This window comes from Paenibacillus sp. NEAU-GSW1 (assembly GCF_009737085.1).
GTDB lineage: Bacteria > Bacillota > Bacilli > Paenibacillales > Paenibacillaceae > Pristimantibacillus.
The window spans coordinates 190513-204447 of the sequence record NZ_WOVL01000001.1 but is presented as its reverse complement, the minus strand read 5'-3'; the positions used below and the strand labels follow the sequence as shown (position 1 = coordinate 204447).

The following is a 13935-nucleotide window of genomic DNA, read 5'->3' as shown; positions in this document are numbered from 1 at the left end:
GCGTGCCGAGGCAGGTCTCTTTCTATTAAGCGCTCCTCTTATGTTCTAAAGCGAGGACAGCTTCTGCAACAATTGCTCCAACGCATGACCCCGGTGGCCGATTTGCCGCTTCTCTTCCTTCGACAACTCCGCCATCGCGCGGTTAAGCTGCGGGAGCCAGAACAGCGGATCATAGCCGAAGCCGCCGTCGCCTCGCGGACGATCGGCGATAAGCCCGTCCACTGTGCCTTCAGCTTCGGTGAACGATCCGGTTGCCGGATCGTAGAGCGCCAGCGCGCAGACAAACTGCGCGCCGCTGAGCAGCCGCGTACCGTCATTCAGCGGCTCCGCAGCGGCGGGTGCGTCGAGCGCTGCAAGCTCTTTAAGCAACTTGGCGTTATTGTCGCTGTCCGAAGCGCCTTCGCCCGCGTAACGCGCGGAATAGACGCCTGGAGCGCCGCCCAAAGCTTTCACCCGCAAGCCGGAATCGTCAGCAAGCACTTGCACGCCGAAAGCGTCGCCGGCTGCCTTCGCCTTTATTCTTGCATTCGCGGCGAACGTATCTCCGTCCTCCACAATGTCCGGAAAAGCCGGAAAGTCGTTCAGGCTCACAACCTCTTTGCCCAGTTTGCTGAGCGCATGAGCGAACTCCCTTACTTTCCCTTCGTTTTTGGTTGCAATTAAAATTTTCGTCTCCGCCATCTACTCTCCACCGATCCGTCCCGCATCGTCGCCAAGCGCTTCTTGCTGTATCTCGATCAATTGCGCAATGCCGCTTTCGGCAAGTTCCAGCAGGCCGTTCAGCTCGCTGCGCGAGAACGGAGATTCTTCGCCGGTGCCCTGCACCTCGACAAATTGGCCGCTGCCGGTCATCACTACATTCATGTCTACTTTAGCCTTGGAATCCTCGTCATAGTTCAAATCAAGCAATGTCCGATCCGCAATGACGCCTACGCTGACCGAAGCAAGATAGCTGGTAATCGGGTATTTGGCAAACGCAACGTTCTGCGACAGCTTGTTCACTGCAAGGCAAAGCGCGACAAAAGAACCGGTAATCGAAGTCGTGCGCGTGCCTCCGTCTGCTTGAATAACGTCGCAGTCGAGCGTAATCGTCCGCTCGCCAAGCGCCTGCAGGTCAACAACCGAACGAAGCGCGCGGCCGATCAGCCGTTGAATCTCCATCGTTCTGCCCGTCAACTTGCCTTTGGCCGACTCCCGCTGATTGCGGGAATGCGTCGCCCGGGGCAGCATTGAGTATTCGGCCGTAATCCAGCCCTTCCCTTGTCCTTTCATGAATGGCGGAACGCGTTCCTCGACGCTTGCCGTACAGATTACCTTCGTCTCTCCGACCTCGATCAGAACGGAACCTTCCGCATATTTGTTAACGCCGGTCGTAATTTTAACCGGCCGCAATTCGTTTGGCTGACGACCATCCACTCTCATTTTTCGTTCCTCCTGGAATCCATTAATACTGCTATGTAGCGTACAATCTTTCCTATTTTACCAAAGTACATGGCGAAAATCACTCCTCTGCGCAGCGCAAGGAAAAACGCGTACTGTTGTATTCTGCCCTTTGCACAAAAAAAGGAGCCTTGCGGCTCCTCTCTCGTGCTGCTAAGCAGCGTTTATTTAGCTCTTGATCGCATTCACGTGATGCGGACGCGATACCGGCTTATTGTATTCATTATTGTTTTCGTCAATGATGTTGGATTGGCCGTTAAGCAAAATTTGAACCTGCGAAGCGCCTGTGCTTTCCGTAATCGACAGCACGAGAGCTTCCAGCATTTCTTGCGGAGCCGGCTGTCCTTCCTCGTACAATTGATCCTCAAGGTCAACCGTTATGATTCCGTCCTTCACTTCTACTTTGGAAACAAGCACGTCAGTCGTAATAACGGCCGTAAGTTCTTTTTTGTTCAGCGGGCCGGAGATCAGCTGCTCCAGCGCAGCTTTCGCTTTCGACTCCGGACGGGCGATAAGGCGCGTTACTGGAACATAATACTGCTCATCGTTTGACGTATGCGAGGAGAAGTATAGCGTAACCGGCGTTGAGTTGGCATAGTTGACGCCGTCAGCCGCCTCCAGGTTGATGCCTACCGAGCGCGTGAGAGGCTCGTCAAGCGGAAAGCCGTCAACCGGCATTTCATTCAGCCGTTCGCCCTCTGTATAAATTTCTACGCCTTTAATTTCAGGCAATGCCGTCAGAGTCCAAGTGATTGCCTCGACAATTGTACGCTCATCCGTATTCGTGTAGTTGTTGAACGCTTCGGAGAAATCAATTTTGGCCAAACCATTCTCGATCGCAAACGATTTGATTTGCGTGCCTTGCGGCAATACAGCGCGGAAATCCTCAGGAAGCTGGCTTGCGTAAACGCCGCCGTCTACCATAATTTCCAATGCTTTCTGGCCCGGTAATTCTTTTTCTCCAAATGTCGTTTGCAGCGCCACCGGCGCCAAGTAACCATTGCGGTCCTGAAGATAAACTGTAACAGAATCGCCGTCTTGTCCAGGCTCTACAGCCTGTCCGGTATTCGTGCCTTCGATACTGTTCGTTGCGTTCGTCTTAGGCGGGTCGATCGCCCCGTTTGTTTGCTTTGAGAATAGCCCGCATCCCGAAGCGATGATCGGCAGTACGAGCAAGCAGCCGATTGCGGCGCGTCGAATCCATCTTGTTTGAACCATTTCCATTTCCTCCCCAATCGATTATTGCCTCGCGGCTTTTTACATTTGCTTGTTTGTTTAGTAATATGTATACGAGCCCTTCCCTGTTTTAGACCAGTTTTGTCCACAAAATATGAGGGGGAAATCGAATGATTTTTAATAACCCATACAGCCTGAATAGCCGCAAAGTTGCAGAAGCGACAGACGAGTGGCTGACGAAACGCGGCGTAAGCAAGACGCAAATCGGACAACTCGTACATTTTTTGCAAAAAGATTATTTTCCGGAATTGTCGTTGGATGAATGCGTCGTTCACGTAGAAGCAGTGCTATCCAAGCGCGAGGTGCAAAATGCGGTGCTGACCGGCATTCAGCTCGACATATTGGCTGAAGAAAACAAGCTTATCGCTCCGCTCCAAGACATGATTAAGAACGATGAAGGGCTTTACGGCTGCGACGAAGTGCTCGCGCTGTCGATCGTAAACGTGTACGGAAGCATCGGCTTTACCAACTTCGGTTACATTGACAAGCTGAAACCTGGCATTCTGAAAAAACTTAACGAGAAAAACGGCGAGCATACGCACACCTTTCTCGATGACATCGTAGGCGCTATAGCCGCATCCGCCGCAAGCCGAATTGCGCACCGGAAGCAGGCTGAACGAGAGGGCAGCACGACACCGCCTCTTGATTAATTGCATGAAAAAAGCCTTTCGCGCCCGCGCGAAGGCTTTTTTTCTTTTGTACTGCCGGGAGGTTTAGAGATGCTGTACATCGGTTGGGTGCAGCTTTAACATAAACCTGCAAAAGTGCAGCTTTTATGAACTGTTATTCGTCTGAGTCAGCCTATTCCTGCAAAAATACAGTTTTCGGCGGCCCGAAATCTACTTTGCGAGGGACAAAAGCAAAACAACTGCACTTTTGCAGGCATTGGAGTACCATTCTAAACGAAAATAGGATAAAGATGTACGATTGCAGTTTTGAAATACAGTTATCCAAAAAAGAAGCCGAGTCAGCGCATCAGCGCCTTCCCGGCTTTTCGTTTTATTGTTTTCTAAAGCGAAGCATGAATCCTGCAGCTGCCAGCAGTAATCCTGCTGCATAGAATGGAAGCGCGCTGGACTCGCCCGTTTTTGGCAAGTTGTCCACCTCAACCGTTCCAAGCGGCTGCTCCTCTTGATCGACGGTCAATTCACTCTCATCGTCTGTTTGATCATCTCCTGTTTGCGCATCTTCTCCGTCAACATTGCCTTCCGGAATTGGACTTTCGTCAATTTCCTCTTCAACAGGTCCCAGCGGCGTAGGATCAGGCGTAATTTCGATTTCTTCTTCCGGCGTTGCGCTTGGCGTTGCCTCTGGCGTTACAGACGGTGTTGATGTTGCAATAGGTGTGCTTGTTGGACCTGGCGTAACGCTTGGCGTGCTGCTCGGCGACTCGCTCGGCGTGCTGCTCGGCGACTCGCTCGGCGTGCTGCTCGGCGACTCGCTCGGCGTGCTGCTCGGCGACTCGCTCGGCGTGCTGCTCGGCGACTCGCTTGGCGTGCTGCTCGGCGACTCGCCCGGCGTGCTGCTCGGCGACTCGCCCGGCGTGCTGCTCGGCGACTCGCTCGGCGTGCTGCTCGGCGACTCGTCCGGCGTGCTGCTCGGCGACTCGCTCGGCGTGCTGCTCGGCGACTCGCTTGGCGTGCTGCTCGGCGACTCGCTCGGCGTGCTGCTCGGCGACTCGCTTGGCGTGCTGCTCGGCGACTCGCTTGGCGTGCTGCTCGGCGACTCGCTCGGCGTTTCACTCGGTGTTTCGCTTGGCGTTTCACTCGGTGTTTCGCTTGGCGTTTCACTCGGTGTCTCGCTTGGCGGCGTCGTATCGCCGTTAAACGGGAAATCATGAGCTTCTACATATCCAGAAAGCGATGCTGCAATAATATTGCCTGCGATATTGGAGTAAGTTGTTTGCACGCTTGCATAGGGTGCCAGCAATGTTCCGCGCATTCCAGCATATTTAACATCCAAATTCGTCGCTTCGGGGAAATTGAACAGCAGTCGTTGAACACGTTCCGGATATGTATCCTCATGCAAATTATGATTTTTATCCGGCCAGAATGTGTTCGCCGTTCCAAAAGTTCTGCTCGTCCCGCGAACATTGATAACAACCGTAGAATCGACCGGCACGTTTATGACCAATTCGCTCCAGTCCTGATTAATGCTAAATACGTTCAGTTCGCTGTCTGTACCCGTCAACGTCAAAGTTCCGTATTTTTCTTCTGCCGTTCCGTTCGTTTTCAAAGCGGAAAGCTTAGCGGAATAGTTTTTCAAATAAGCGGCTTCTTTATCGAAATCGATCGGATTTCCCTGTTCCGGTTCCGTGCCGTTTGTTACGGTAACATTGCCTGAAATGCTGCCTCCATAGACGACTTTCCCGTTTTTAACCGTTCCGTTGTTATACGAAAGTGCTCCGCCGACAACAAGGGCATTCTCAACCGCAACTCCACTGCTGTTTACCGTATAGTTGTTGAAAGTTGCTGACCCGCCCACCGCTACCGGGCCCTCCGAGTCCGTTGTAGACAAGTTCACAGTGCCAAGCACGAAAATATTGTAATCTCCCGCAACGCCCAGACCCGAATAGGAAGATGAGGACGAAGAAGCATTAGCAATTGCGTTGAGACCCGCTCCTAAAATAACGATCGACGACAAGACCATCAGGAAAGCAGATTTAAACTTCTTTCTCATAAATTTTCCTCCCCACTTGGTATAAACAAAAAAATCCGACTGCCATGAAAGAATCATCATGGCAGTCGGACGATCATTGTACACTTATGTACAGAAGACTCCTGACTTTGCGTCCCGCCCTTTCGAACGGTTTGCGTTTTACATGTAATTGTTACTATATGTAGCAACTTATTGTTCAAGTTTATTACGAAACAAAAAGCTCGTCAAGAAGAAAAATAGTTAATTTTTCCATTTGGCAGTCATCTCAACAGGATATTGACGAATACAGCCAAACCCGAGCCTCATCACGCTTCCGGCTAGCGTCGCCGCGCCGTTCTAAATAAAAGAGATGCGCCAGCGTCTCCGACATAGCAAATCGCAAATTGTGCGGATTGCTGCGCAAGCTCGCGCCAAACAACGCTTCGCATACCGTGAAAGCGGACATAGGCTGTTCGAGCAGCCCTTTCATTTTCTCCAACCGGCGGATATGATGCCCCTTCAACTCTTCTATTCTGTTTGAAAAGCTGTCAAAAGGATCACGATGCCCCGGAAAAGCAAGCTTCACCTCATATTGCAGGAGCTCGTCCAAATTGGCTAAAAAATCACCAAGCGGATCTTCTTCCTCTCCTGGGACGACGCTAATGTTGGGCGTTATGCGGGGAAGCACCTGGTCGCCGCAAAATAGCCATCCGTTGCTTTCTTCATAATAAAGCAGTTGACCATAAGCGTGTCCTGGAGCGTTAATCAGCTTCCAGTCGTAGCCTCCGAAGGCAATCGTTTCTCCCGCTTCTATATAAGTAATCTGAGGCTGCGGACTTACGCGCCCTTTGAACAATGCCAAATTCCCGGCAATTGACGAGCGAAGCTCCTCTGGCATGCCATGCTCTTCAAATTGGCTCAGCAGCTCATCGGCATAATGGCTGTGCTCTCCCCACAAACGAACCGCATACGCATGCGATCTTCGCGATAGATATACCGGAGCCCCGCTCAGCTGTTGAAAATACCCGGCCAAGCCATAATGATCGGGATGTTGATGAGTTAGGATAATCCGCTTAATCCGGCTGGCTTCCAACTGATGGCGAGAGAAGACCTCGTTCCAGGCTGCAATCGCATCCTCCGTACGAAGCCCCGGATCAATGATCGTAAAACCGCTCGCATCCGGCTCGGGTATGACATAACTGTTAACCCATTTCAATGAAAAAGGAAGCGGAACTTTCACCTGAATCCAGCCTTCATTCCAAATGGCCGTTTCCGCCTTCTGTCCTGACTCGTTCATTGTTCATAGCCCTCCTGTAATAGCCGCTATGCTTTCTCCACAAGCCGATTTGTCGTGCGAAGCGCATCAATTGAAGCCGCTCCTATGCCGAACATGGCGGTACGCAGCTCAAATTCAATACGCTGAAATTGTTCGATCAGCTGCTCGACGGATACTCGAGTATCCGTTTGCGCCGCGCGCGGCAGGAGCACTCTTCCGAAGCCGGCAATCCGTGCGCCTAGCGCAATCGCTTTCGCCGCGTCTACTCCGTGGCGCAATCCCCCGCTGGCAACGACAGGCAGATCTGGCACACTGCTCCGAACCTCGCGAATGCTCTCGGCCGTCGGAATCCCCCAATCCGCGAACGCTTCCGCAGCTTGCTTCCGCATCGAATCGCTGAGGCGATACTTCTCCACCTGGCTCCACGATGTACCGCCTGCGCCGGCTACGTCGATGAAAGCAATGCCTGCCGATGCGAGCCGGACAGCGGTTTCAGCATCAATGCCCCAACCAACCTCTTTTATGCCAACCGGTACGTTAAGAGTGCGGCAAACCGTTTCGATTTGCGCCAGCAAGCCTTCAAAATTCGTATTTCCTTCCGGCTGAAACACTTCCTGCATGCTGTTCAAATGAAGAACGAGAGCATCCGCCTCCGCAATTTCAACAGCACGGATACAGTGATCAGCACCAAAGCCGTAATTCAGCTGAACGGCTCCCAAATTGGCAATTACCGGAACTGTAGGCGCTTCCTTTCGAATATAGAATGAAGCGGCTAAATCCTTTTGCTCGATCGCCGCTCTCATTGAACCTAAACCGATCGCCCAGCCGCAATGCTCAGCCGCTTCCGCCAAACGCCGATTGATCGCTCCCGCTTCATCTGTTCCGCCGGTCATGGAACTGACGAGCAGAGGCGCCCGCAGCTTGCGGCCCAGCCACTCCGTATTCAAGTTTATGTTATGAAAAGAAAGCTCCGGCAGCGGGTTGTGCCAAAACCGAAAACGGTCAAGTCCCGTTTCGACGCCGTTTCCGCCGACTTCCTCCTGAAGGCAAATGCGTATATGCTCGCCCTTTCTTTTCGCTGTGACTGCCGCTTCCTCAGCCACTATCTTTTGCTCGTTCATCGTGAACCTCCTAAAACGTTATGCGCTCCGTCCATCATAACGCAGCGCTCGGTCACCGGGCAACAACGTTCATATCCATCATTAATTATGATGTTTATAATCATAATAATGAAATTTCCAATCATTTTTATTGTTAAAAAGATATTTATAGCATATGATAGAATCATCAGATGAAGTTGGAGGACAATAATTATGGATATTAAATTGTTTGAAACAACTCAAGAGCTTGATGCTTATGCTGCAGCACTCATCGTAAGCGCCGTTCGCGGCAACCCTGAGGCGGTTCTTGGCCTTGCAACCGGGTCGACGCCAATCGGCATTTATGCCAAAATGATTGATATGCACCGCAGCGAACACATATCGTTCAAACGAGCGACGACGTTCAACTTGGATGAATACGTCGGCTTGCGGTCAAGCAATGACCAGAGCTATGCTTACTATATGAATCAACATCTATTTGCACATATCGATATTCCGTCCGAACAAACCCATTTGCCTAACGGCATGGCGGAGGATCTGCCAGCGGAATGCGAGCGCTACGATCGCATGCTGCAAGAGCAGCCGATCGACATTCAGCTTCTCGGACTTGGCCATAACGGCCATATCGGCTTCAATGAGCCGGGCGATAAGCTGTCGGGAGGAACGCATGTCGTTGAGTTGAAGGAAGAAACGCGCGAAGCGAACGCCCGCTTTTTCGCCTCGATGGACGAGGTTCCTGAGTATGCGGTAACGATGGGCGTAGGATCGATTTTGAAAGCAAACAACATTTTGCTTGTCGTGCGAGGTGCAGATAAAGCGGATATCGTGAAGCAAGCGTTGACCGGACCGATTACGACCGATGTGCCGGCTTCGCTGCTGCAGACGCATCCGCGCGTAACTGTGCTGCTCGACCGCGAAGCCGGAAGGAAGTTAGCGCAATGACATCGCATGAACAAGATTGGCTTATAGAGAATGTCAAAATTGTATTAGAAGAAACAATTGCAGAAGGCGCTGTTCACGTCAAAAATGGCGTGATCGCCGCTATACATGAAGACGCAGCGTCAATTGCAAGCGCAGCGGCGGAAGCGGCTGTTCGCATCGACGGCCAAGGACAATGGCTGCTGCCCGGTTTTATCGATATCCATGTCCACGGCGGCGCCGGCGGCGATTTTATGGACGCAACGAAACAAAGCTACGAAGCGATTACCCGTTATCACGCATCGCAAGGAACGACTGGCATGCTGGCAACAACGATGACCGCCTCAAAAGAGGCGATCGATGCGGTATTGGATGCCGCAAGCAGCTTCATGGCCGAAGAGATGCCCTATGCAGCTTTGTACGGCGTTCATACGGAAGGACCATTTATTAGCTTGAAATGGATCGGCGCGCAAAATCCCGCTTACTTGTCGCCGCCTCGCGTCGATTGGCTCGAGGATTGGGAGCGCCGGTACCCCGGATTAATAAAGCTCGTCACGCTTGCCCCGGAAAACGAGGGAGCGATAAATGCTATTCGCTGGCTCTCCGATCACGGCATCGTCGCCGCGTGCGGTCATACGGATGCGACCTATGCCGTGTTGCAAGAAGCGGCCGATGCCGGTTTGACGCATGCTGTCCATACGTACAACGCAATGCGGCCGCTCCATCATCGGGAACCGGGAACGGTCGGCGCCGTTTTGTCAGACAATCGCATATGCGCCGAGCTGATTGCAGACGGCTTGCATGTCCATCCCGGTGCAATCCGTCTGCTTACGGCCTCGAAACCTGCCGACAAACTAATCCTCATTTCCGATGCGATGTCCGCTGCCGGCATGCCCGATGGCGAATACGATCTCGGCGGACTCCCGGTTATCGTCAAAGACGGCGTCGCTCGGCTCCAGGAAGGCAATTTGGCAGGCAGCACGCTCACTATGATCGGCGCTTTCCGCTTTATGCTCGAGCAGACGGACATGTCCGTAATGGACGTCAGCCGCTGCGCAAGCGGCAACGCCGCCAAGCAATTAGGAATGTTCAATGCGACCGGGTCCATCGCAATCGGCAAGCGCGCCGATCTGGTGCTTGCCGACACAACTTTCAATCGCGTGCTGCGAACTTGGGTCAACGGCAAATTGGTATTCGAGCTCGAACAGCAATAATTTGAACTTAATAGATTAAGCAGTCCAGTCTTCGACTGGCGGATGCACCACACTCTGCTGAATAAGGCCATATTGGCCTTATTTTTTGTTTTCGGCCAATAAACTGATCTAAGACCGATTTGGGCCGTAGATCGCTCTCTTCCCCTCGACTGCCGCCCTGTCCCGCCATTTAAGCCGATATGCCTTACCTTTCTAACGGATTTCTCTATGAAGTTCAGACAAGGTGGTGCTAATTGGGTATTTAGGTTAAAATAGGTTGGACTTACTTAAGCTCAATCGCAGGAAAGGAGCAACTATGATTGCCGATAGATTAACCGTTATTAGTTTCAGAACACTTCTCGCAATCGGCTGCATTCTGTTCGGAGTGGCCGCTGTCTCATCCTTCTTTAATTCCGCATTTATCCTAGGTTCGCCCATAACCGCCACTTTTGGAGCAATTTTTGCATTTGCCGTCGCCATCGGCGCCGCTTTCGGCATAAATCGTCTAGCGGCCAGCCGTCCTTCTGCCAAAGTTTGGCCGATTGCAATTGTTCTGACTTCTGCGTTTTCCGTTCGTCTGGCGTGGATTTTGTGGATTGACACGCCTCCGGCATCGGACTTTTTATTTATGTATAACGCTGCGCTCAGCGCCGCAGCCGGCGATTTTTCCTTCAACAACACCGAATACTTCTCGGCATGGGTATACCAGATGGGCTTTACGATGTATGAAGCACTGATCATCTCGGTATTCAACGATCCGATGCTCGTATTGAAGCTTGTAAATGTTATGCTCGGCACAGGCGCCGTCGGTCTTGTCTATGCTGCTGCAGCTGCCGCATTTAATAAACAAAGCGCGCTGATCGCCGCACTATTCTGCGCTTTTTACGTTCCGAATATTATGATGAGCTCCGTCTTGAGCAATCAGCATTTATCTATGTTTTTCTTTATGCTAGGCTGTCTGTTGGCGGTCAAAAGCTGGCGTAACCGCAGTGCCTGGCTCTTCATCGGACTATGCTTCGGACTCGGACAGCTGTTCCGCCCGATCGGCACTATCTATTTGATCGCGCTAGTGATCTTTGTATTGCTGTACGAGCTCCTTCCGAAACTGAAAATAAAGGAACCGCGCTTATGGCTGGCAACCGTCTCAAAGCTGGCGGGAGCGGTCGCCATTTTTTATTTGCTGCAAATGATCGTGAGCGCTTCATTCATGCAAGCCGGCTACACGGAATATCCGTTATCCAGCCGGGAGCCGTATTGGAAATTTGTCGTTGGTCTCAACACGGAAACGGACGGGCAATGGTCGCTTGAGGACGCAAAGCATGTGCTCAACTACAAGCTGGGCGAGGAGCGAGATCAGGCGGAGCTCGCTATCGTAAAGGAAAGGCTTGCCGACAAGGGAGCGGTCGCCGCGCTATTTGCGAGAAAGCTGTACTTGTTCTGGGGAGCCAAAGACGATGCGGCTTACTGGAGCCTTTCCGAGATGAACCGACCGGCTCTGAACAATACCGTTGTTGCCATTGAACGAGCAACCTATATTGCAATGAGTGTCTTTGGCTTGTTTGCGCTTCTGTTTCTTTTCCGGGAACGAAAAGTATCCGCAGCTGCGCTTTTTTTGCTTTTGGCGATCGGATATGCGCTCATTCATTTAGCAATCGAAATTCAAGCCCGATACAGACTCGACATTATGCCCGCTTATATTGTGCTTCAAAGCTACGGAGTGTTCCGATTGCAGCTGTGGATGCAAAGGAAATTCAACAAACAGCCGTCAACGCATAGTTAACCGCAGTTGACCGAAAACGTAAAAATGGCGCCACAGATATGAAATCTGTGACGCCATTTTTACTAGTCGCTATTTTCAGCTACATAGATGCTGATATGATGCTGCTCGGCCGCCGCCGCAAGCTCTGGCGGAACGGCGACGTCCGTAATGAACGCCTGAAGCTCCGACAAAGCCGCAATAGAGAACAGCGACATTTTGCCTACCTTAGACTGATCAAACACCGCATACGTCGTATGGGAACGCTTGATTAGCGCTTTCGCGATTTGCGCTTCCTGCTCGGAATAGGTCGTAATTCCGCCGACTGCAGAAATGCCGTCGACGCCGATGAACATTTTGCCAATGTTCAAATGGGCAACCATCCCTTCGCCGAGCGGTCCGCACAGCTCAAAGCTGTTATGGCGCATAATGCCGCCGGTCACGACGACCTGAACCGCGCTGCCGGCAAGCTCCATTGCGATGTTGACCGCGTTCGTGACAACCGTAATGCCATTGCGGAATTTGAGCTCCTTCGCAATGAGATAGTTGGTCGTGCCGCCGGACAAGCCTACGACATCGCCCTCCTCAATTAAGGAAGCCGCTTTGCGTGCAATCCGTTCCTTCTCGAAAATCGACAGCCCTTCACGCTCGGCAAATCCGACATCGCGCACCGCATTCATGCCGTCGTACATCGCTCCGCCGATTGTACGAATGATCGGATACAGCGACTCCATCTGCTCGAGATCCCGTCTGGCCGTCGCTTCGGAACAGTCAAACCGCTCCACTATATCCTGTATGGTAATACGCCCCTGCTGCTTGAGCAGCTGTAGAATCGCTTCCCGGCGGCGCTGGCCCTTCGACGCGGTTAAACCCGGATCCGCCATAATTAACGCTCCACCCACACTTTGGAAGACATCCGCTGCTCAACAGCGCTCCATTCCGGAAGCGCCTCCCAGTCACCGCGCATTTGAACGACTAGCGAACCATTAATACTCGCCAAGCCAACTGCTTGCGCAGGCGTCATTCCCTTCATGATGCCCGCCAGAAATCCGGCGCAGAAGCCGTCTCCGGCACCGACCGTATCAATGACCTTCTCCGCAGGATAGAATGGAACCGACGTCTCCGTGCCGTTGTCCAACACGAGCGTCGTATCGCCAAAACCTTTGACAACCGTTACAGCATTTAATCCGAGCAGCTTTTCTTTAATGACTTCAAAGCTATCCGTGTTGTACAGCAGCTTGAGCTCGTCCCAACCGGGAAGGAAATAGTCCGCTTGCTCCGCTAATGGAAGAAGCGTTTCGCGTGCTTCTTCAATCGACCATAGCTTCAGTCGCAGGTTTGGATCGAAACACACTTTGACCCCGGCATCTTTGGCAATCTCAATCGCGCGGCGGACCGTGCGGCGCCCGCTTTCGCTGATCGCTGTCGTAATGCCCGTCACATGAAGCAGCTTTGCTCCGCGGATGTAGTCCTCGTCCAAATCTTCAGGCTCCATGCGGCTCGCTGCAGAGTGCTTGCGGTAATAATGAACGGCCATGCGTCCTGCAACGCTCTCGCGAAACATCATGCCTGTCGGCGCTTCGCTGCACAGCTTCGCGCGCGATACGTCAACGCCTTCACCGCGCAGCGTTTTCAGAATCATTTTGCCAAACGGATCGTCGCCAAGAACGCCGAACCAGCCCGCCGATCCTCCAAGTCTTGCAATGCCGATCGCCACGTTGCTTTCCGCACCGCCAAAACCTTGCTCCAGCGTTGTCGCCCGCTCCAGCGCTTTATGCTCCTGTGGCATGAACAACGCCATCGATTCCCCAAAAGTAACAATATCCGGTGATGTCTTGTGCACGCATTTCTCCCCCTAAACGACTGTAAGGTATAAGCTCTGATGCCTAGAACGGATTGTTCATAAAGTAAATAATAACAACGTACAGCACAAGCACGATTAAGCTGAATACGCGTGCTTTCGCAATGTGCGACGTTGCGCTGTTGCCATCTTGAATGGCGCTGACAATCCGTTTAAGCGGCTTCGTCATAATTCCGGAAATCGCTGCGATTGCCAAGAACAGAACCGTTATAATGACCATCCAAGCGACAGCATAGTCGCTTTGCGACAGCATATAACCGCCCGTCAACAGCTGAACGATTAAAAAATACTGCGCAATCCGATTAGCGACAACAAGGCCGTCCGCCAATCCGCTTTGGCCGCCGCCCGCCAGTTTAGACGCTCTGCCGACCATGAACGGGAGCACGATATAAAATCCCATACCCGTTGCGCCGAGCACATGCAAAAACGAAAAAATTGAATCCATCATATTGCCTCCTAGCAAAGTTTTTCTAGCAATAAGTATACTAAATGAAAGCTGTAATTACAAAAAGAAAGCG

The 13935-nt window shown here is 52.1% G+C and carries 13 protein-coding genes and 1 riboswitch; of the genes, 4 read left to right on the top strand and 9 right to left on the bottom strand.

All coding sequences use genetic code 11. From position 1 onward, the window contains the following. Nucleotides 1-45: 45 nt before the first annotated feature. From rdgB to GOM71_RS00870, 3 genes are all read right to left on the bottom strand, one after another. Nucleotides 46-681 carry an RdgB/HAM1 family non-canonical purine NTP pyrophosphatase gene (rdgB, locus tag GOM71_RS00880; RefSeq protein ID WP_156277427.1) on the bottom strand — a complete coding sequence of 212 codons (636 nt, stop codon included), beginning with the start codon at nucleotides 679-681 and terminating at the stop codon, nucleotides 46-48. Continuing rightward, nucleotides 682-1422 carry a ribonuclease PH gene (rph, locus tag GOM71_RS00875; RefSeq protein ID WP_156277425.1) on the bottom strand — a complete coding sequence of 247 codons (741 nt, stop codon included), beginning with the start codon at nucleotides 1420-1422 and terminating at the stop codon, nucleotides 682-684. Between the two features lie 186 nt (nucleotides 1423-1608). Continuing rightward, on the bottom strand, nucleotides 1609-2658 hold the full coding sequence (locus GOM71_RS00870) for a GerMN domain-containing protein (RefSeq protein WP_156277423.1): 1050 nt from the start codon (nucleotides 2656-2658) through the stop codon (nucleotides 1609-1611). Nucleotides 2659-2786: 128 nt separating this feature from the next. Between GOM71_RS00870 and GOM71_RS00865 the strand changes: the two genes are divergently transcribed. Continuing rightward, entirely contained in the window at nucleotides 2787-3326 is a 540-nt protein-coding gene (locus GOM71_RS00865) for a phosphatidylglycerophosphatase A family protein (protein ID WP_156277421.1), read from the top strand. Nucleotides 3327-3675: 349 nt separating this feature from the next. Here GOM71_RS00865 and GOM71_RS00860 read toward each other — a convergent pair whose 3' ends face one another. The 3 genes from GOM71_RS00860 to fni form a co-directional block, all read right to left on the bottom strand. Further along, nucleotides 3676-5355, bottom strand: coding sequence for a choice-of-anchor A family protein (locus tag GOM71_RS00860; protein ID WP_173275024.1), 1680 nt, complete (start codon nucleotides 5353-5355; stop codon nucleotides 3676-3678). Nucleotides 5356-5412: 57 nt separating this feature from the next. Next, nucleotides 5413-5501: riboswitch (cyclic di-GMP riboswitch) on the bottom strand. 98 nt (nucleotides 5502-5599) lie between these two features. Further along, nucleotides 5600-6610 carry an MBL fold metallo-hydrolase gene (locus GOM71_RS00855; RefSeq protein ID WP_156277417.1) on the bottom strand — a complete coding sequence of 337 codons (1011 nt, stop codon included), beginning with the start codon at nucleotides 6608-6610 and terminating at the stop codon, nucleotides 5600-5602. A gap of 26 nt (nucleotides 6611-6636) precedes the next feature. Continuing rightward, complete coding sequence (gene fni / locus GOM71_RS00850) at nucleotides 6637-7710, bottom strand: type 2 isopentenyl-diphosphate Delta-isomerase (protein WP_156277415.1); 1074 nt, start codon at nucleotides 7708-7710, stop codon at nucleotides 6637-6639. A gap of 192 nt (nucleotides 7711-7902) precedes the next feature. Here fni and nagB point away from each other — a divergent pair, with 192 nt between their 5' ends. The 3 genes from nagB (at nucleotide 7903) to GOM71_RS00835 (ending at nucleotide 11580) form a co-directional block, all read left to right on the top strand. Then, entirely contained in the window at nucleotides 7903-8631 is a 729-nt protein-coding gene (nagB, locus tag GOM71_RS00845) for a glucosamine-6-phosphate deaminase (RefSeq protein WP_156277413.1), read from the top strand. Then, a complete protein-coding gene (nagA, locus tag GOM71_RS00840; protein ID WP_156277411.1) occupies nucleotides 8628-9821 on the top strand; it encodes an N-acetylglucosamine-6-phosphate deacetylase in 1194 nt (397 codons plus the stop codon). The genes nagB and nagA overlap by 4 nt, the downstream gene beginning before the upstream one ends. A gap of 295 nt (nucleotides 9822-10116) precedes the next feature. Beyond that, nucleotides 10117-11580 (top strand): ArnT family glycosyltransferase, encoded by a 1464-nt coding sequence (locus GOM71_RS00835; RefSeq protein ID WP_156277409.1) that lies wholly within the window; start codon nucleotides 10117-10119, stop codon nucleotides 11578-11580. A gap of 62 nt (nucleotides 11581-11642) precedes the next feature. On the opposite strand, the gene GOM71_RS00830 is transcribed toward GOM71_RS00835, so the two are convergent. Genes GOM71_RS00830 through GOM71_RS00820 form a run of 3 tightly spaced genes read right to left on the bottom strand, consistent with a single transcriptional unit; the run spans nucleotide 11643 to nucleotide 13862 of the window. Further along, complete coding sequence (locus GOM71_RS00830) at nucleotides 11643-12440, bottom strand: DeoR/GlpR family DNA-binding transcription regulator (protein WP_156277407.1); 798 nt, start codon at nucleotides 12438-12440, stop codon at nucleotides 11643-11645. A gap of 2 nt (nucleotides 12441-12442) precedes the next feature. Further along, nucleotides 12443-13399, bottom strand: a complete 957-nt coding sequence (locus tag GOM71_RS00825; RefSeq protein ID WP_367649409.1) for a sugar kinase — start codon at nucleotides 13397-13399, stop codon at nucleotides 12443-12445. Between the two features lie 43 nt (nucleotides 13400-13442). After that, complete coding sequence (locus GOM71_RS00820; protein ID WP_156277405.1) at nucleotides 13443-13862, bottom strand: hypothetical protein; 420 nt, start codon at nucleotides 13860-13862, stop codon at nucleotides 13443-13445. Between the last annotated feature and the right edge of the window lie 73 nt (nucleotides 13863-13935).

Coding starts and splice junctions, on each gene's coding strand:
- rdgB (WP_156277427.1), bottom strand. CDS start 681: ATGGCGGAGACGAAAATTTTAATTGCAACCAAAAACGAAGGGAAAGTA.
- rph (WP_156277425.1), bottom strand. CDS start 1,422: ATGAGAGTGGATGGTCGTCAGCCAAACGAATTGCGGCCGGTTAAAATT.
- GOM71_RS00870 (WP_156277423.1), bottom strand. CDS start 2,658: ATGGTTCAAACAAGATGGATTCGACGCGCCGCAATCGGCTGCTTGCTC.
- GOM71_RS00865 (WP_156277421.1), top strand. CDS start 2,787: ATGATTTTTAATAACCCATACAGCCTGAATAGCCGCAAAGTTGCAGAA.
- GOM71_RS00860 (WP_173275024.1), bottom strand. CDS start 5,355: ATGAGAAAGAAGTTTAAATCTGCTTTCCTGATGGTCTTGTCGTCGATC.
- GOM71_RS00855 (WP_156277417.1), bottom strand. CDS start 6,610: ATGAACGAGTCAGGACAGAAGGCGGAAACGGCCATTTGGAATGAAGGC.
- fni (WP_156277415.1), bottom strand. CDS start 7,710: ATGAACGAGCAAAAGATAGTGGCTGAGGAAGCGGCAGTCACAGCGAAA.
- nagB (WP_156277413.1), top strand. CDS start 7,903: ATGGATATTAAATTGTTTGAAACAACTCAAGAGCTTGATGCTTATGCT.
- nagA (WP_156277411.1), top strand. CDS start 8,628: ATGACATCGCATGAACAAGATTGGCTTATAGAGAATGTCAAAATTGTA.
- GOM71_RS00835 (WP_156277409.1), top strand. CDS start 10,117: ATGATTGCCGATAGATTAACCGTTATTAGTTTCAGAACACTTCTCGCA.
- GOM71_RS00830 (WP_156277407.1), bottom strand. CDS start 12,440: ATGGCGGATCCGGGTTTAACCGCGTCGAAGGGCCAGCGCCGCCGGGAA.
- GOM71_RS00820 (WP_156277405.1), bottom strand. CDS start 13,862: ATGGATTCAATTTTTTCGTTTTTGCATGTGCTCGGCGCAACGGGTATG.